At 38.4% G+C, this 18265-nt stretch carries 15 protein-coding genes; 1 reads left to right on the top strand and 14 read right to left on the bottom strand.

Annotation, left to right across the window (positions count from 1 at the left end; genetic code table 11):
• Positions 1–5: 5 nt before the first annotated feature.
• The 5 genes from priA to C406_RS0111655 form a co-directional block, all read right to left on the bottom strand.
• Positions 6–2420, bottom strand: a complete 2415-nt coding sequence (priA, locus tag C406_RS0111675; protein WP_017380811.1) for a primosomal protein N' — start codon at positions 2418–2420, stop codon at positions 6–8.
• Complete coding sequence (gene coaBC / locus C406_RS0111670) at positions 2410–3624, bottom strand: bifunctional phosphopantothenoylcysteine decarboxylase/phosphopantothenate--cysteine ligase CoaBC (RefSeq protein WP_017380810.1); 1215 nt, start codon at positions 3622–3624, stop codon at positions 2410–2412. Before coaBC ends, priA begins: the two co-directional genes overlap by 11 nt.
• A gap of 80 nt (positions 3625–3704) precedes the next feature.
• Positions 3705–3929 carry a DNA-directed RNA polymerase subunit omega gene (gene rpoZ, locus C406_RS0111665; protein ID WP_017380809.1) on the bottom strand — a complete coding sequence of 75 codons (225 nt, stop codon included), beginning with the start codon at positions 3927–3929 and terminating at the stop codon, positions 3705–3707.
• Entirely contained in the window at positions 3929–4549 is a 621-nt protein-coding gene (gmk, locus tag C406_RS0111660) for a guanylate kinase (RefSeq protein WP_017380808.1), read from the bottom strand. Before gmk ends, rpoZ begins: the two co-directional genes overlap by 1 nt.
• Positions 4550–4566: 17 nt before the next feature.
• The gene (locus C406_RS0111655) at positions 4567–4818 is read right to left on the bottom strand and encodes an extracellular matrix/biofilm biosynthesis regulator RemA family protein (protein WP_017380807.1); all 252 of its coding nucleotides are present in this window, start codon (positions 4816–4818) and stop codon (positions 4567–4569) included.
• A gap of 115 nt (positions 4819–4933) precedes the next feature.
• Here C406_RS0111655 and C406_RS0111650 point away from each other — a divergent pair, with 115 nt between their 5' ends.
• Entirely contained in the window at positions 4934–6628 is a 1695-nt protein-coding gene (locus C406_RS0111650; protein WP_017380806.1) for an Rqc2 family fibronectin-binding protein, read from the top strand.
• A gap of 644 nt (positions 6629–7272) precedes the next feature.
• On the opposite strand, the gene pyrE is transcribed toward C406_RS0111650, so the two are convergent.
• From pyrE to C406_RS0111605, 9 genes are all read right to left on the bottom strand, one after another.
• Positions 7273–7905 (bottom strand): orotate phosphoribosyltransferase, encoded by a 633-nt coding sequence (gene pyrE, locus C406_RS0111645; RefSeq protein ID WP_017380805.1) that lies wholly within the window; start codon positions 7903–7905, stop codon positions 7273–7275.
• On the bottom strand, positions 7902–8615 hold the full coding sequence (pyrF, locus tag C406_RS0111640; protein WP_017380804.1) for an orotidine-5'-phosphate decarboxylase: 714 nt from the start codon (positions 8613–8615) through the stop codon (positions 7902–7904). The genes pyrE and pyrF overlap by 4 nt, the downstream gene beginning before the upstream one ends.
• Positions 8612–9523 carry a dihydroorotate dehydrogenase gene (locus C406_RS0111635; RefSeq protein WP_017380803.1) on the bottom strand — a complete coding sequence of 304 codons (912 nt, stop codon included), beginning with the start codon at positions 9521–9523 and terminating at the stop codon, positions 8612–8614. The genes pyrF and C406_RS0111635 overlap by 4 nt, the downstream gene beginning before the upstream one ends.
• Positions 9520–10296: a dihydroorotate dehydrogenase electron transfer subunit gene (locus C406_RS0111630; RefSeq protein ID WP_017380802.1), complete on the bottom strand. Its 777-nt coding sequence runs from the start codon at positions 10294–10296 to the stop codon at positions 9520–9522. Before C406_RS0111630 ends, C406_RS0111635 begins: the two co-directional genes overlap by 4 nt.
• Positions 10293–13490: a carbamoyl-phosphate synthase large subunit gene (carB, locus tag C406_RS0111625; RefSeq protein ID WP_017380801.1), complete on the bottom strand. Its 3198-nt coding sequence runs from the start codon at positions 13488–13490 to the stop codon at positions 10293–10295. The genes C406_RS0111630 and carB overlap by 4 nt, the downstream gene beginning before the upstream one ends.
• On the bottom strand, positions 13483–14583 hold the full coding sequence (locus C406_RS0111620; RefSeq protein ID WP_017380800.1) for a carbamoyl phosphate synthase small subunit: 1101 nt from the start codon (positions 14581–14583) through the stop codon (positions 13483–13485). The genes carB and C406_RS0111620 overlap by 8 nt, the downstream gene beginning before the upstream one ends.
• Positions 14583–15860, bottom strand: coding sequence for a dihydroorotase (locus C406_RS0111615; protein WP_017380799.1), 1278 nt, complete (start codon positions 15858–15860; stop codon positions 14583–14585). Before C406_RS0111615 ends, C406_RS0111620 begins: the two co-directional genes overlap by 1 nt.
• Complete coding sequence (locus tag C406_RS0111610; protein ID WP_017380798.1) at positions 15860–16738, bottom strand: aspartate carbamoyltransferase catalytic subunit; 879 nt, start codon at positions 16736–16738, stop codon at positions 15860–15862. Before C406_RS0111610 ends, C406_RS0111615 begins: the two co-directional genes overlap by 1 nt.
• Positions 16739–16949: 211 nt before the next feature.
• Positions 16950–18257: a solute carrier family 23 protein gene (locus tag C406_RS0111605; protein ID WP_017380797.1), complete on the bottom strand. Its 1308-nt coding sequence runs from the start codon at positions 18255–18257 to the stop codon at positions 16950–16952.
• Between the last annotated feature and the right edge of the window lie 8 nt (positions 18258–18265).

Raw genomic sequence — 18265 nt, 5'->3', positions numbered from 1 at the left:
TATGCTCACATGATAGAAGAAGGATTCAGGTCAATTGACATCAAAATTCCTTTTTTCATCCAATCTGTTCGGTAAATACGTGTTAACTGCTGTAACACTTCCGGGAGCGTAGGTTCTTTTTTGTATTTTATCAAACATTGGTAACGATATCTATTTTGTACACGACTAATAGATGACGCCGTAGGACCAATAATCTCTGTCGAATTAGATAAGTTTTCTCTGAGCCAATTCGCTGTTTTATGTGCGTATTCTGCCGTCATCAAGACATCTTCATGCGTGATTTGAATAAATGCAACAAAGGTATAGGGTGGGTAGGCAAATTGTTTTCTATTCACCATTTCTTGATTATAAAAAGGGACAAAATCATGATGTTTTGCAAATTGTATCGCATAGTGTTCAGGGGTATAGGTTTGAACAATAACTTCCCCTTCTTTATCATGTCTTCCAGCTCGTCCACTAACTTGTGTCAATAATTGAAATGTCTTTTCAGCTGCTCGAAAATCTGCTAAGTGAAGAGTTGTATCCGCAGATAAAACACCAACTAACGTAATGTTCGGGAAATCAAGTCCCTTGGCAATCATTTGAGTACCAAGTAAAATGTCGGCTTTCCCATCTCCAAATAGCTTTAAAATATGTTCATGTGATCCTTTTTTACGTGTTGTATCTACATCCATACGAAGAACGCGAGCGGTTGGAAACAAACGTGCAATTTCTTCTTCTACTTTTTGCGTGCCTGTGCCAAAAAATCGGATGTGATCACTTTTACACTCAGGGCATATGTTTGGCACTTGTGATTCTTCTCCACAGTAATGACACTTTATCCGTTCTTGATGTCTATGATAGGTCATGGAAATATCACAATTTGGGCATTCTACCACCGTGCCACAATCACGACATAAGACAAAAGACGAATGTCCACGTCGATTTAAGAACAATACCATCTGCTCTTGCTTATCCAACCGGCGACGAATAGATTCTGCTAATTCCAAAGAAAACATGGAGCGGTTGCCGTTTTTTAGTTGTTCGCGCATATCTATGACTGACACTTCAGGTAAAGCCTGATCCCTAGGTCTTTTAGTCAAAGTTAATAAACTATAATTCCCTTTTTTAGCACGAGCATAAGATTCAAGGGACGGAGTAGCACTTCCTAAAATGACTGGACAATGGTGATATTCGCTTCTCCATATCGCTACATCTCTTGCATGATAGCGTGGAGAATCGTCTTGCTTATAGGTACCTTCATGTTCCTCATCTAAAATAATCAAGCCAATATTTTGAAAAGGCGCAAAGACCGCTGAACGGGCACCTACTACCACTTTCACTTCACCACGTTTAATCTTTCGCCATTCATCATATTTCTCTCCAGTCGATAAACCACTATGCAGTACAGCAACTAGGGAGCCAAACCGTTCTTTAAAACGATTGGTCATTTGGGGGGTAAGTGAGATTTCCGGGACCAAAACGATGGCTTCTTTTTGATCCTGTAACGCGCGTTCAATTGCTTGTAAGTATACTTCTGTCTTACCACTACCTGTTATGCCATGCAGAAGAAACGTTTTTGCTTCATGTTTATCATATGAAAAAATGATTTCACTTAATGCGAGGTGTTGTTCATTTGTTAAAGAGTGCTTTGCCGAAACATTAATTGTTCTATCTGCATATGGATCTCGGTATATTTCTTCTAATTCTAAAGTGGCTGCGCCTTTTTCCATTACCGCCTGTAACACAGCATTTGAGGTATTAAGTCGTTTTAACAAATCAGTGGAGACGATGCGTGTTCCGGCATAGTCCATCATCCATTTGACAACATCTTTTTGTTTCTTTGCTTTGTTTGATATATTTAAGTGAATCTCTTGTAATATTTTTACATCTGATTCAATTAAAATCATTCTCACTTTTTTTACTGCGGTCTTTTGTTTGACTACCGTTTCCAATGCTAGAATATTTTCTTTTATTAATTTCTTAATAGTCGTTAGCAATTCCTTTGACTCATCGACCTTTAACTCAACACGGTCTTTTTGTTGAAACATTGCTTGAATACTTTGAGGAAGTTCAAAATTGTGATCCACAATTTCAAGAATTTTTTCGTATTTGGCACGTAAAGCAGATGGTAACATGACCTGAAGAGCATCAATTTCATAACATAATGTGTGCCGTCTCAACCACTTTGTCATTTCGAGCATTTCTTGAGTCAACACTGGTTCGATATCTAAAAGTTCACCAATCGGTTTTTGTTTTTCCACTGGAACATCGGTTTCGCTTTTAATGGCTGTTACAAACCCCAAGACATGCCGATTTCCAAAAGGTACTTTCACTCGACTACCACTTTCAATTATCGTTTGAAACTTCTCAGGTACTGCATAATCAAAAGGTCGATCAATTGGATAAGCCGCAACGTCAACAATGACCTCAGCGAACATGTTGTACTTCCTTTTCATGAGACAATATCGTTTCAAACAATTGTATAGCTAACTGTTTTTTCGTCATATTATCAAAATACTGTACATAATTTTCTTTACCAATTAACACGACTGTATTTGTATCTGTCCCAAAACCGCTATCAGCTTGCGTGACGTCATTGGCAACAATATAGTCCGCATTTTTCTTAGACAATTTATCTTTTGCATACACTTCTATGTTGTTTGTTTCTGCAGCAAAACCTACCACTAGTTGCTTTGTTTTCCTTTGACCAAGAGTCATTAAAATATCAATTGTTCGTTCGAGTTCGAGTGTTGCATCGCCTGCTTGTTTCTTCATTTTCTGATCATGAATAGTTTTTGGACGGTAGTCTGCTACTGCAGCTGTCTTGACCACAATATCTGCATGATCATAATGATATAACACCGCTTGCAACATTTGTTCTGCACTTTCCACATGTTCAACTTTAACACCATGTGGAATCGGTAAAGAAACCGGACCTGATACAAGAATCGTTTCTGCACCCATTTTCACAGCTGCTTCAGCAAGTGCATAGCCCATTTTCCCAGAAGAAAAATTGGTCAGATATCTTACAGGATCGATTCGTTCACGAGTTGGTCCTGCAGTAATAACTACTTTCTTTCCTTTTAACGGCAATTCAGTTGGTAGGAAGAAGGATTCAACTAATCCCACGATTTTTTCTGGTTCTTCTAATCTTCCTTTTCCTACATACCCACAGGCTAGAAAACCTTCTGAAGGTTCAATAAATTCATAGCCATCTTCTGCAAGTGTCGCAATGTTACGCTTCACTGCTGGGTGATCGTACATATGTACATTCATAGCTGGCGCTATCCATACCTTGGCTGTTGTCGCTAGAAGTGTTGTTGTCACCATATCGTCACCAACTCCATTGGCAATCTTGCCAATGACATTTGCAGTTGCAGGAGCCACAATGACTAGATCTGCCCAATCTGCCAAGTTAATATGAGCGATGACCCCAGAATTTTTTTCATCAAAAGTATCTGTATAAACATCATTTCGAGACATCACTTGAAAGCTCAGCGGCTGCACAAACTTTGTCGCAGATTCCGTCATTATGACTTTGACATCCGCTCCCGATTGCGACAATTTACTAACGAGGGCAACTGCTTTATAAACTGCAATACCACCAGATACGCATAATAAGATTTTCTTGTTTGCTAGCATGAACATTCTTCCTTTCTCAAACAACAAACTCCCAAAGCATCTATCTGTCTTAGGGAGTTTTCTTTAGTTAATAATCAGTATTAAATTTCGTCTTCGTAAATGGTAGCTGCATCTTGTTCTTCTTTCGTCAATGCACCACAAGCCACTTCTTCTAAAGCTTTTCCAACATATTTTAAAGATTGGTAAGAAGCTAATCGTTCTCCGCCCTCTTCTTGCAATTGGCGCGCACGTTTTGATGCTAAACTTACTAAAGTGTATTTTGAATCTATTTTACTTTTAAGTGAATCGACTGATGGATATAACATTAATATTCCCCTTTCAACATGGACAGATATCTTTTTTCAACACGTTCTCTTCGGCAATGTTCAGCAGTAACAATCGCATTTACACGATCGCATGCTAATTGTACCTCGTCATTTTCAACGACAAAATCGTACAAGTTCATCATTTCAAGTTCATCTCTTGCTGCCAAACAACGTGATGCAATCACATCATTCGTTTCGGTTCCTCGACCTACTAAACGCTGCTCTAATTCTGAAAGACTTGGTGGCGCTAAGAAAATAAATAAGCCGTCAGGTACTTTGTCACGTACTTGTGATGCACCTTGAACTTCAATTTCTAAAAATACATCTCTACCTGCATCGAGCGTGGCGTTCACGTAATCTAATGGAGTTCCATAATAGTTCCCAACATAAGATGCGTATTCTAATAAACGACCTTCTCCGATTAATTGTTCAAATTCCTCATGGGATTTAAAAAAATAATCGACACCATCGACTTCGCCTTCACGGGGCTTTCTTGTCGTCATTGAAATCGAATATTCATAATTCGTGTCAGGTTGCGAAAATAATTCTTTTCGTACTGTACCTTTCCCAACACCAGATGGTCCTGAAAGGACGATTAATAATCCACGTTCTTTTCGCATGCAATCCCTCTTTTTATCTATTCGGCTTGTTCTATCACACGTGTCACAATAGTTTCAGCATTAACTGCAGATAGAACCACATGCTCACTATCCATAACAAATATAACACGAGTTTTTTTACCATAAGTTGCGTCAATTAGAAATCCTTTTTCTCTTGCTTCTTGAACGAGACGCTTAATTGGCGCCGATTCAGGTTGCAAAATGGAGATGATTCGTTCAACTGCTACCACACTACCGTTTCCAATATTAATAAACTTTAGATTTGGCACAGTCTTTCCTCCTATTAGATCTTCAACTTTCTTTGTTACACACTTAGCTAATTATATCACAACCCCCTAATAAAATGATAAGATAGAGCAAAACGTTTTGAAAGAGGAATTACTTATGGCATTTGATGGTTTATTTACAAAAGCAATGACTCACGAACTTCAACATTTAGTATCTGGACGTATATCAAAAATACATCAACCAAACTCACAAGAAATTGTGTTGCAAATTCGTGCTGGCGGTAAAAATAGCCGATTGCTTATTTCTATTCAACCTTCCTACTCACGTATACATGTTACAAATGAAACAATTGATAACCCTTCAGAACCACCCATGTTTTGTATGCTACTTCGAAAACATCTAGAAGGTGGGTATATTTCTGCTATTTCTCAACTTGATATGGACCGTATAATCATTCTCCATGTAGAGAGTAAAAATGAAATTGGTGACGATATGGTTCGAGAATTACATATTGAGATTATGGGAAGACATAGTAATGTAATTTTAATAGACCCTGTCAGAAATCTTATTTTAGATAGTTTAAAACATTTATCGCCATCTGTTAATAGTTATAGAACTATATTACCTGGTCAACCGCATATCGCACCTCCTAAACAAGATAAAGTAAATCCATATAATGTGGATGAAGCATCGTTTCAGTCATTATTAAATTCTGAAGATCTATCCCGCGAATTTCTATCGCAACTTGCTGGGTTTTCACCTTTACACGCAAAAGAACTCGCTCACCTTGTTGAAAATAGAGGTGGACAGTCTAGCTACGATGTATTCAAAAAGTTCCTAGATGAATTTAACAAAAAAAATCCAACGGGTATGTATTTAGAAAGCGGCAACAAGGCCATTTTTTCAAGCGTAGATTTGGCACATTTAGAAGGAAACAAAACACCTTTCAACTCCCTTGGAGAATTACTAGATAAAGTATACTTTGCACGAGCTGAACGTGACCGAGTGAAACAACAAGCCGGTGATTTAGAACGCTGGTTACAAAATGAAATTGACAAATTAAAATTAAAAATGAAGAAACTTGCAAAAGATAAAGCAAACGCTGAAAAACTGGAAACATTCCAACTTCATGGTGAACTTTTAATGGCAAATTTGTACTTGCTTGAAAAAGGGATGAAAGAGACTGAAGTGGTAAATTACTATGACGAAAATAATGCTGTTGTAAAAATCACATTAAGTCCAAGAAAAACACCCGTTGAGAATGCACAAAGTTTTTACACGAAATACAATAAAGCAAAAACAGCATTATTAAAAACACAACAACAGCTTGATAAAACAAAAGATGACATTGATTATATTGAAATGTTGCAACAACAAGTCATGCAATCTTCACCTCAAGACATTAACGAAATTCGTGAGGAACTTGCTGAACAAGGTTGGATGAAGGCAAAATTTTCTAAGAAGAAGAAAAAAATAGTTAAACCAACACCAGAATCTTTCGTGTCTTCTACAGGATTGCCAATTTCTGTCGGAAAAAACAATAAACAAAATGATTATTTAACATTTAAAATTGCAAACAAGTCACAAACTTGGTTCCATACGAAAGATATTCCAGGTTCACATGTCGTAATTCATGAAAATGAACCCGATGAAGAGTCAATTTTAGAAGCTGCAATGTTAGCAGCATACTTCAGTAAAGCGCGTGATTCATCTTCTGTGCCCGTCGACTATACGGAAGTTCGTCATGTGAAAAAACCCAACGGTGCAAAACCAGGGTTCGTGATTTATTTTGAACAAAAGACCGTCTTTGTCACTCCGAGCGAGGATATTGTAAGAAAACTTCGTAAATGATACAAACAAAAGCCATCCAGCTAATGCGGATGGCTTTTGTGTTGAATTTTTATGTTCTAAACAGGGATATTTGTACATTTACGATTGTTTATATGACCGCAAATAATGTCCAAAATCAAAATATTGTTGGATTTGTTCTAGTAAGAATCGTGGTTTCCATTTGGTACCGAGTCTGCCTTTCTCTAACAAGTACAACGATAGTTTCTGTAGTTAATGAGTTTTCTATACATTGTCTATTTCCATTTTCAGGTTTCTTTGGATTGCACTTTTCGGCCAAGTTAAACGTGAATTGTTATTTAATAGTTTACATAATAATATTATTTACTTGTATATTTTTACTATTACAACGTGAACCCCTAATTTTACAACGTCACCTTCCATAATTACAACGTGACAGCTAATATTTACAACTGAGCAAATGCTCACTCTAGAGCCATAGCGATTATGATATAGGGGTGCCACGATCCGTAATCCTAGTCGATACAATATTAAAGTAAATCGGTCACTTCCATCTTCTCTCTCGTTATTATTCTTAACATATTTATCAACCGTAAAAATAGGATACCTGTGCGCTTTAGCACACGGGTATCCTATTTTGAGTCACTTCTGTAAGACAAAATCGTCTTACTATGAAGTCCTTTTATTTATAATTGTCCGTGCTTAAGTTTTTGATGCCATTCGATTAGTTGAGGTTTGTCTTCATCGCTTATTTGCTTTGCGACAGTTGCCTCTTCGATCAAAGCATCAAAGTTGGTCAAACTGACGTATGGAATTCCTGCTTTTTCAAACAATTCATCCGCACGTTTTAAATGATAGGTAAAAATACAGACAACGCCCAGTACTTCACAACCTTGTTTTTCAAGAGCATTTACTGCATCAATGCTGCTACCACCAGTGGAAATCAGATCTTCCACAACAATTACCTTTTGACCAGCTTCGATTTTCCCTTCAATTTGATTGCCTCGACCATGCTCTTTTGCTTTCGATCTAACATACACCATAGGTAAATTAAGTACATCACTGACCCAAGCGGCGTGTGGAATCCCAGCAGTTGCTGTCCCTGCGACAACATTTGTTTCCGGGAAAAACTCTCGAATATTTGTCGCTAATGCTTCGGCAATTTGCTTTCGAACAGTTGGACTTGACATCGTTAAGCGATTGTCACAATAAATAGGTGATTTGATTCCAGATGTCCATGTAAATGGACTTTTAGGACGGAATTCCACAGCCCCAATGGATAATAATGCTGCTGCTATTTCATGCTGTTGACTTTTCATTCATTAGCCTCCCATTGTTGTTTCACTATTTTATAAGTTTCTACTGGGTTTTTAGATTGTGTAATAGCTCTTCCTACAACTATATAGGACGAACCTTCTAATCTCGCTACTTTTGGTGTAGCAATGCGAATTTGATCATGTCCTTGTCCTTCGTGTAAGCGAATCCCTGGTGTTACACGAAGGAAGTTTTGACCGCATTGATTCTTTATGTCTGATGCTTCTAAAACGGAACAAACGACTCCATCTAGGCCAGCTTGCTTACAAAGAGATGCATAATGAAGAACTGAATCATGCAAAGTGGCATTTATTTGTTGCTCTTCTTTCATTTGTTGCTCACTTGTTGATGTTAATTGTGTCACACCGATAATTAAAGGTCGAGATTGCCCGGTGCGTGTACCCGCTTCTAATCCCTCTAGTGCACTTTCCATCATATGTAGGCCACCTGAGGCATGAACATTAACCAAATCAGCTCCTAGGCTTGCAAGCCCACGCATCGCCGACTTCACGGTATTAGGAATATCGTGCAATTTTAAATCCAAAAACACATCATGTCCTTGGTCTTTTAACGCGTTGACAATCGTAGGTCCTTCTTGAAAATAAAGTTCCATACCCACTTTGACAAATAAGTTTTCATTAAAGGGCTGTAAAAATTGGAATACCTCAGCTTTAGTTGCAAAGTCAAGCGCAATAATTGGATTGTGGTTGTTCATCGGTGACTCCTCCCTATTAGCTCAGAGATATGATTTAAACCTAACCAATCCAACTTTTCAGGCAATTGTTCGATAATAGTAGGACAAACAAACGGATCTACGAAGTTTGCTGTTCCTACTGCTACAGCACTTGCTCCTGCAGACATAAAATCAATGACATCATCAACTGTCGTAATCCCACCCATTCCAATAATGGGAATGGATACTTGCTTACTCACTTCATAAACCATTCTTAGTGCAACAGGCTTAATGGCAGGTCCTGATAACCCACCTGTGCCATTCGCAATAACAGGTTTACCCGTTCTCGTGTCTAATCGCATGCCTACAAGTGTATTAATCATCGTAATACCATCCGCTCCAGCCGCTTCTACAGCTCGAGCAATTTCTCCTATATCTGTTACGTTTGGAGACAATTTCACATAGACAGGCACTTCAGATACTGCTTTTACAGCTGCTGTAAGTTCCGCTGCTATCGTTGCGTCCGTGCCAAATGTTATTCCACCACATTTAACGTTAGGACAAGAAATATTTAATTCAAGCGCATGGACATTTTTTGATTTAGAAATATGTTTGGCAACTTCAACATAATCTTCAGTTAAGGTACCAGCAACATTTGCAATAATTGGGACATCATATTGCTCGAGCCATTTAAGTTCATTAGAAATCACTTTTTCCAAACCTGGATTTTGAAGACCAATGGCGTTTAACATTCCAGATGATGTTTCAGCTACCCGAGGAGTCGGATTTCCCATGCGTGTTTCAAGTGTAGTTGCTTTAATCATAATGGCACCTAATTTTGATAGGTCATAAAGCTGTGCATATTCCTTACCAAAACCGAAGCAACCTGAAGCAGGCATTATGGGATTTTTTAGTGATAATCCTGGCAACTCTATTGTTAATCTACTCATATTTGCACCACCCCAGCAGGAAATACCGGTCCATCACTACAAACTTTTACGTAATCGACAGCTGTTTGATCCGTTGTTTTACATACGCATGCGAAACATGCGCCAAGTCCACAGCCCATACGTTCTTCAAACGATAAAAACCCTTTTTTATCAGGATACATGTTTTCTATAGCAACAAGCATTGCCGTGGGACCACATGTAAAATACGTTGTAAAGTCTGGTTTTAAATCAGCTAACACAGTTGTCACAAACCCTTTATGACCGCTTGTCCCATCGACTGTGACAATATGTGTTTCGCCAAGTTCACGAAAGGCTTCTTCATAAAAAACAACGTCTTTTGTTTGAAATCCTAGTACGTGAATGGGCTTAACGCCTTTTTCAACGAGTTTCTTAGAAAGTTCATATAATGGAGGAACGCCAATTCCCCCTCCGACTAATACCACAGTTTCACCAGGAGAGGCTTCATGGACAGGAAAACCGTTACCAAGTGGACCAAGAACATCCACTTCTCCTCCGATACTTCTTTGGGAAAGAATTGTAGTACCTCGTCCTTCTGCACGATAGATAATAGTGAATTGCAATATATCGCGGTCGATAGAAGCAATGCTTATCGGTCGTCGGAGTAATGGCTCATAACTATCTGAAACGCGTATGTGGACAAATTGACCTGGATTTTTCATATCGTTCACAAGCTGCCCTATTAACGTCATTTCGAAAATGTTATGGGCAATTTCTTTATGTTTTACGACACGCATACGCTCTTGTCGAATCATTCAAAAACCCCCTGTTTCGGCATTTCCAGTGCTTGGAAGGTCATCGACTCAATAACGCGTAACATTGCTTCTGCCGTATCAAGTGAAGTCAAGCAAGGGATTCCGTTTTCAACAGATTCTCTTCGAATACGGAAACCATCACGCTCAGGTTTCTTGCCTTTCGTCAGTGTATTAATAACAAACTGGGCTTGTCCTTGTCTAATCACATCTAGCAGTGTTTGCCCTTGTTCCCCTATTTTATTAACTATGCTTACTGAAATGCCTGCATTTTGTAGGGCCTCAGCCGTTCCACCCGTAGCTAATATGCTATATCCAATAGAAGTGAATCTTTTAGCTAGTGCAACAGCTTCATCTTTATCTTTATCCGCTACCGTCATTAAAATTGAACCATGGTCTTTAATTTCCATTCCAGCTGCAACTAAACCTTTATATAGCGCTTTTTCTAACGTACTGTCTTTCCCCATGACTTCTCCAGTAGACTTCATTTCTGGTCCTAGAGTAATATCAACACGACGTAGTTTCGCAAAACTAAACACTGGGACTTTGACAAACACGCCTTTCGGACATGGTGCGAGGCCATTTTTAATGCCTTGTTCAGGAAGCGATTGCCCTAAAATTGCCTTTGTTGCTATTTTTGCCATCGGTATATTTGTGATTTTGCTTAAAAATGGAACTGTTCGACTCGACCTTGGATTTACTTCAATAACCAAGACTTCTCCTTTTGAAATAACATATTGAATGTTCAACAAACCAATAATATTTAATCCTTTAGCTAGTCGTGTTGTGTAATCAATCAAAGTATCGATATGCTCTTGCGTTAAGTTTTGTGGTGGATAGACAGCTATGGAATCTCCTGAATGCACACCAGCTCGTTCAATATGCTCCATAATCCCAGGAATACATACATTGACACCATCAGAAATGGCATCTACTTCAATTTCCACACCTGTTAAATATCGGTCTACAAGTACAGGATGTTCAGGACTCGCTTGAACAGCGTTCTCCATGTAGTATCCAAGTTCTTCTTGGTTGTAGACAATTTCCATAGCACGTCCACCTAAAACATACGAAGGTCTAACGAGTACAGGATACCCTATTTCGTTACCTATTTTTATTGCTTCTTCTGGTGAAATGGCCGTTTTCCCCATCGGTTGTGGAATATCCATTTCATGAAGAGCGCGTTCAAATTTATCGCGATTTTCTGCTCGATCTAAATCTTCTAAAGATGTACCAAGTATTTGAACACCACGCTCTTGTAATTTATCCGCTAAGTTAATCGCCGTTTGACCACCAAATTGAACGACTACTCCTTTTGGTTGCTCTAAATCAACAATATGCATTACATCTTCAATCGTTAACGGTTCAAAGTAAAGCTTGTCCGATATCGAGAAATCAGTGGATACAGTTTCTGGGTTGCTATTAATAATAATCGCTTCATAACCCGCTTCTTTAATTGCCCAAACTGAATGGACCGTTGCGTAATCAAATTCTACACCTTGACCGATACGGATGGGGCCAGATCCAAGTACAATGACACTTTCCTTGTCTGTTTTTACTGACTCATTCTCATCTTCATATGTGCCATAAAAGTAAGGTGTTTCTGACTCAAATTCAGCAGCACATGTATCAACCATTTTATAAACTGGAATTAAGTTATGTTCCTTTCTCCAATTGTATATTACCAGTTCATCGGTGTTCCATAACTTCGCGATCGTGAAATCCGCAAATCCCATACGTTTTGCTTTTTTCGTAACATCGTAATCAAAAGGATGCTCAGCAACATCTTTCTCGTAACTCACTATATTTTGAAGTTTATTTAAGAAAAATAAATCAATTTGACTCCAGTCATGTATGGTCTCAATTGTCACACCACGTCTTAAAGCCTCTCCTACAAAGAATAACCGTTCATCACCTGGACGACGAATACGTTTTTCAATCCACTCATCGCTCATTGATTCTGCGTTTTTTAATTCTAAGTGGAATTGACCTGTCTCAAGAGAACGAATAGCTTTTAAAATCGCCTCTTCAAACGTCCGTCCTATTGCCATAACTTCGCCCGTTGCTTTCATTTGAGTACCTAAGTTTCGTTTAGCAGACTCAAATTTATCAAACGGCCAGCGAGGGATTTTTGCTACGACATAGTCTAGTGCTGGTTCAAAACATGCGTATGTTTTGCCAGTTACTGGGTTCATCATTTCATCTAATGTTAAACCAATAGCAATTTTAGCCGCTAATTTTGCAATCGGATATCCTGTCGCTTTTGAAGCTAAAGCAGACGAACGGCTAACCCGTGGATTTACTTCAATTATGAAGTAGTTAAAGCTGTAGGGATCAAGAGCTAACTGAACATTACAGCCACCTTCAATTTTCAATGCACGGATAATTTTTAATGACACATTACGAAGCATTTGATATTCGCGATCTGAAAGTGTTTGACTAGGTGCAACAACGATTGAATCACCTGTATGAATACCTACTGGATCGACATTTTCCATGTTACACACAACAATGGCATTATCCTTTGAATCTCTCATTACTTCATATTCAATTTCTTTGTACCCTGCAATTGATTTTTCTAATAAGCATTGCGTAACTGGGCTATATTTAAGTCCACTTGTCACAGTGTCCTCAAGTTCTTCATCATTGTGACAAATTCCTCCGCCTGTTCCACCTAGCGTAAACGCTGGGCGAACAATAACTGGATATCCAATACGATTTACAAAAGTATAGGCTTCTTCTAAATTATGGATAATGTCACTCTCAGGAACAGGCTCATTTAATTCATTCATTAATGTTCGGAATAAATCTCGGTCTTCTGCTTTGTGAATCGCTTCTAATTTTGTACCTAATATTTCAATGTTCAATTCATCCAAAATACCTGACTGATCTAATTCAATAGCCATATTCAACCCAGTTTGTCCACCTAGAGTGGGAAGCAATGCATCTGGACGTTCTTTTCTAAGGATACGACTTACAAATTCAAGAGTTATGGGTTCGATATATACTTTCTCTGCAATTTCTGTATCTGTCATAATTGTTGCCGGGTTGGAGTTAATCAAAATTACCCGATAACCTTCTTCTTTTAAAGCAAGACACGCTTGTGTTCCTGCATAGTCAAATTCAGCGGCTTGTCCAATGACAATTGGACCTGACCCGATTACTAATATAGTTTTAATATCTTGGCGTTTAGGCATGTTGTTTTTCCCCCTTCACGTTCGTGTGCATTAACTCAATAAAGCGGTCAAATAAGTGATTTGAATCTTCAGGTCCCGGTGAGGCTTCTGGATGGTATTGCACAGTAAAAGCAGGTACATCTAGATGTTTTAATCCTTCAACAGTTCCATCGTTTAATGCAATATGGGTTACTTTTAGACGCGTACCTTTTAAGGACTCAGGATCTACTGAGTAGCCATGGTTTTGTGAAGTTATATCCGTTCGACCCGTTTCTAAATCTTTGACTGGGTGATTAGAGCCTCGATGGCCAAATTTTAATTTAAATGTGTCTCCACCACTAGCAAGAGCAAATAGTTGATGGCCCAGACAAATTCCGAAAATCGGAATTTTGCCAATTAAGTTTTGTAGCATTGTAATGGCTTCTGGCACATCTTTTGGATTTCCAGGCCCGTTCGATAACATAATTCCATCAGGATAGATGGCCATAATTTGTTCTGCGGTTGTGTTATAAGGAACCACTATGACATCACAGTCCCGTTTATTTAGTTCACGTAAAATACCATGTTTCATACCAAAATCAACTAGCACCACGCGTTTTCCTCGTCCTGGACTTGGATAAGGGCTTTTCGTTGATACTTGATCGACTTGATCTGTGCGGAAGGTCGTATTCTTTAACTTAGCCACTACTTCCTCCACATTTACTTCATCACCTGCAGCACTTAAGAGACCTTTTACGGAACCTAATTCGCGGATGATTCGCGTTAATTTTCGGGTATCAATTCCTTCAATTCCAGGAATATCTTTCAAAACAAACAATTCATTTAATGTTGCATCACATCTAAAGTTAGATGGCGTATTAGCAAGTTCACGTACGACCATTCCTTTTATTGCTGGTTCAATTGATTCAAAATCATCTCGGTTAATTCCGTAGTTTCCAATTAGCGGGTAAGTCATTGTGACAATTTGGCCGCAGTATGATGGATCAGATAATGTTTCTTGGTAGCCAGTCATACCAGTTGTAAATACAACTTCACCTTCACTTGCTTTCGTGCTACCGAAAGCTGTTCCATTAAATACATCGCCAGTTTCTAAAATGAGGCTTCTTTTCATCATTATTTCTCCTCCTGCCAAATTACGTTTCCTTCAAACATCGTCATTACCGGCCATCCTGTGCATGTCCAATCTTGGAACGGTGTGTTTTTACCTTTTGAAACAAATTGTCCGGTGTCTATGTTTTGTTCTTTCGTAAAATCGATAAATACTAGGTCTGCTGACTCGCCCATATTTAAACGGCCATATGGTAAACCAAAGACATCTGCAGGCTTTTGAGTCAGCCAATCAATTAATTGAGTTAAAGTCCATTTACCTGTCTTGACAAAATGTGTATACAAAAGAGGGAAAGCCGTTTCTAAGCCGACAATTCCAAAAGGAGCTTGTTCCATGCCACTACCTTTTTCTTCAGCTGTATGAGGGGCATGATCCGTTGCAATAAAATCAAGTGTACCATCTTCTAATCCTTCGATTAACGCTTGTAGATCTTCTTTCGCTCGAAGAGGAGGATTCATTTTCCAGTTCGCATCGTTTCCAGGAATATCGTCTTCACAAAGTAGTAAATGATGTGGACTTACTTCAGCAGTTACTCGAATTCCCGCTTTTTTTGCGTCTCTTATAACGCGGACTGATTCTTTTGTACTTACGTGACAAACATGATAATGTGCGCCAGCTGCTTCGGCAAGTAGTACATCTCTAGCTATATGAACGGACTCTGCTATTGCTGGAATCCCTTTTAAACCAAGTTCTTTATTTTTCGCACCTTCATGCATCACTCCAGCGTAAATGAGTGTATTGTCCTCACAATGGGCAACAACTGGCATATTCAGTTTTGCTGCATCTTTCATCGCCTCAAACATCATGCCTGCTTGCTGAACACCTACACCATCGTCTGTAAAAGCGAATGCACCGTGTTCTTTTAAAGCAGCTAAATCTGTTCTCTCTTTTCCAGCTTCACGTATTGTAATTGATGCATAGGGAAGTACACGAATCTTAGCGTTTTCTTTTATAAGTTGATTAACATGGTTCAAGTTTTCTACTGTATCTGGTACAGGTCTCGTATTCGGCATAGCGCAAATTGTCGTATATCCACCTTTTGCTGCTGCATCTGTTCCTGTTTTAATCGTCTCTTTTTGTTCGCCACCTGGCTCTCTTAAGTGCACATGTACGTCAATAAATCCTGCAGAGACAAAATACCCTTGACCGTCGATAATTTCATCTACTTGAGGTATTGTTTTCGAATTCACTTCGATAATACGTCCATTTTCAATTAATATGGAACCCTCTTTTAATTCATTTTTATCATTTAGCAATTGTATGTTTTGAATAAATTTCTTCATTATATTCTCTCCTTTAATACAGATTCTAGTATCGCCATACGGACAAAGACGCCGTTTTGTATTTGCTTAAAAATACGTGATTTATCGCTTTCAACTAATTCACTTGCAATTTCTACATCTCGATTAACTGGTGCAGGATGCATGACAATCGTTGTTGGCTTTAACTCTGCATAACGCCCAATAGTTAATCCGTATTCCTTATGATAAAGTTCTTTTAAAAAATCATTTTCTGTCCCATGCCGTTCGTGTTGAACACGTAGTAACATGACTACATCCGCAGTGGGCAAAACTTCTTCCCAAGTTGAAGTGGCATCAAAATCTCCTTGCCACTCTGGAGGACAGATGAATGTGACATGAGCTCCTAGTTTCTTTAGTGCTAGTGCATTTGATTTTGCCACACGGCTATGCGCAATATCTCCAACGATTGTCACATGGATGCCTTCGAACTTTCCAAATTCTTGTTTAATCGTATATAGATCTAGTAAGCATTGAGATGGGTGTTGACCTGACCCATCTCCAGCATTAATAATGGCTAAGTTTAAACCTGACATCAATTCTTCATAAAACTGATCTTGTTCATGTCGAATGACTACAGCATCTACACCAATTGCTTCCAATGTTCTGACTGTATCATACATAGTCTCCCCTTTTAAGGTACTTGATGTACCCGCTTCAAAAGGTAATACATGAAGTCCTAGCTTTCGTTCGGCCATTTCAAAACTCATTTTTGTTCGTGTACTCGGTTCAAAGAACAAATTCACCACAGTAAATTGTTTATTAAATTCGTGAGATGGATTTTGCTGAAATTCTAAAGCTCGATTTAAAATAGTGTCAATTTCATTAATTTCTAACTCATTCATGTTTAATAGATGCTTCACTTTATAGCCTCCCTAGTTTGTAAAAGATCGTGTTCAAAAAGGAACCTATTCTTAGCGGACTATTTGAACACCTTCTAAAGAAAACCTCTCAACAATGTTGAGAGGTTTAAGGGGTAACCTAAGTAAAGATCCATTTTATAATGGAAATTTAACAGTTGGCTTCCCTTTACCTGCCTCTCTGGACTAGGTATTAAAAGGATTTATTTTCAATTTATTGTGTACTACCTTCTTCGATTTCTACTACTTCTTGAGGTCGGCCTGGCAATACAAGATTTAATATGACACCTACGATTGCAGCTAAAGCCATACCTTCGAGTTCAAACGTATCCGAAAAGTGAAGTTTAGCCCCACCAATTCCGATAACTAATATGATTGAAGATATTACCAAGTTTCGTTTATCTCCAAAGTCTATTTTGTTATCAACTAACATACGAAGACCTGAAGACGCAATGATCCCAAACAGCAAGATGGAAATCCCACCAAGTACAGCTGTAGGAATAGTAGCAATCAATGCCATGATCTTGCCGAAGAATGAGAATATTATGGCTAAAACAGCTGCGCCTGCAATTACGTATACACTATATACTCTCGTAATTGCAAGAACTCCGATGTTTTCTCCATACGTTGTTTTTGGTGGTCCACCTATAAGTCCACTTATGAAAGTTCCTAATCCATCACCTAGTAATGAACGATGCAAGCCGGGTTCCTTTATGTAATTTCGATTAACAATTTTCCCTAACACAAGTTGATGACCGATGTGTTCAGAAATGGTCACAATGGCAATAGGTACCATAAGACCAAGTAATGTTGGTGTAACGATAAATTCATAATCAATTCCTGGAAGTAAGAAATCCGGTGCGCTAATCCATTTTGCAGTTAATACCGTTGAAAAATCCACAATGCCGATGAATAAAGAATATATATACCCAACAATGATTCCGATAAGAATTGGCATTAAACTTAGCATACCTTTAAAGAATAATGTAGTTATAACAGCTGCCGCTAATGTGACAAGTGCCGCAGAAAAGTGCAACATGCTGTATTCTTTTACCCCATCTCCATTAAGGTCAAAGTTCATGGCAAGGTCGATTGCAACTGGTGACAACGCTAAACCTATGACAATAATGACTGGTGCTACAACAATTGGTGGTAATAATTTCATAATCCACTTATAACCTGTTTTCCAAATAACAAGTGACACGATGAAATACACAAGAGCAACAAACAAACTTCCTATCATTGCACTACCAATACCAGATATTTCAGTTATTGCAAGTATCGGTACAATAAATGCAAATGATGAGCCCAAGTAAGCTGGCACTTGAAATTTTGTTACAAACATGAAAATTAAAGTAGCTATTCCGCTTGTTAAAAGTGCGATAGCTGGACTTAAACCAACTAACTGTGGAACCAAGATAGTTGCACCGAACATGGCGAACATATGTTGAATACTTAATGTGGTTAGTTTTCCTGCTGATGGTTTATCGTGTATGTCTAAAACCGTTTGAGAATTCGTCATGTTGTTTT

Origin of the sequence: Paenisporosarcina sp. TG-14, from assembly GCF_000297555.1 — a bacterium.
Lineage (GTDB): Bacteria > Bacillota > Bacilli > Bacillales_A > Planococcaceae > Paenisporosarcina > Paenisporosarcina antarctica.
The sequence above is the reverse complement of the archived record's forward strand: the minus strand, read 5'-3'. Positions and strand labels throughout refer to the sequence as shown.

What these genes read in the sequence shown, in the direction of transcription:
- priA (WP_017380811.1), bottom strand. Translation starts at nt 2,420, where the DNA reads ATGTTCGCTGAGGTCATTGTTGACGTTGCGGCTTATCCAATTGATCGA.
- coaBC (WP_017380810.1), bottom strand. Translation starts at nt 3,624, where the DNA reads ATGCTAGCAAACAAGAAAATCTTATTATGCGTATCTGGTGGTATTGCA.
- rpoZ (WP_017380809.1), bottom strand. Translation starts at nt 3,929, where the DNA reads ATGTTATATCCATCAGTCGATTCACTTAAAAGTAAAATAGATTCAAAA.
- gmk (WP_017380808.1), bottom strand. Translation starts at nt 4,549, where the DNA reads ATGCGAAAAGAACGTGGATTATTAATCGTCCTTTCAGGACCATCTGGT.
- C406_RS0111650 (WP_017380806.1), top strand. Translation starts at nt 4,934, where the DNA reads ATGGCATTTGATGGTTTATTTACAAAAGCAATGACTCACGAACTTCAA.
- pyrE (WP_017380805.1), bottom strand. Translation starts at nt 7,905, where the DNA reads ATGAAAAGTCAACAGCATGAAATAGCAGCAGCATTATTATCCATTGGG.
- pyrF (WP_017380804.1), bottom strand. Translation starts at nt 8,615, where the DNA reads ATGAACAACCACAATCCAATTATTGCGCTTGACTTTGCAACTAAAGCT.
- C406_RS0111635 (WP_017380803.1), bottom strand. Translation starts at nt 9,523, where the DNA reads ATGAGTAGATTAACAATAGAGTTGCCAGGATTATCACTAAAAAATCCC.
- C406_RS0111630 (WP_017380802.1), bottom strand. Translation starts at nt 10,296, where the DNA reads ATGATTCGACAAGAGCGTATGCGTGTCGTAAAACATAAAGAAATTGCC.
- carB (WP_017380801.1), bottom strand. Translation starts at nt 13,490, where the DNA reads ATGCCTAAACGCCAAGATATTAAAACTATATTAGTAATCGGGTCAGGT.
- C406_RS0111620 (WP_017380800.1), bottom strand. Translation starts at nt 14,583, where the DNA reads ATGATGAAAAGAAGCCTCATTTTAGAAACTGGCGATGTATTTAATGGA.
- C406_RS0111615 (WP_017380799.1), bottom strand. Translation starts at nt 15,860, where the DNA reads ATGAAGAAATTTATTCAAAACATACAATTGCTAAATGATAAAAATGAA.
- C406_RS0111605 (WP_017380797.1), bottom strand. Translation starts at nt 18,257, where the DNA reads ATGACGAATTCTCAAACGGTTTTAGACATACACGATAAACCATCAGCA.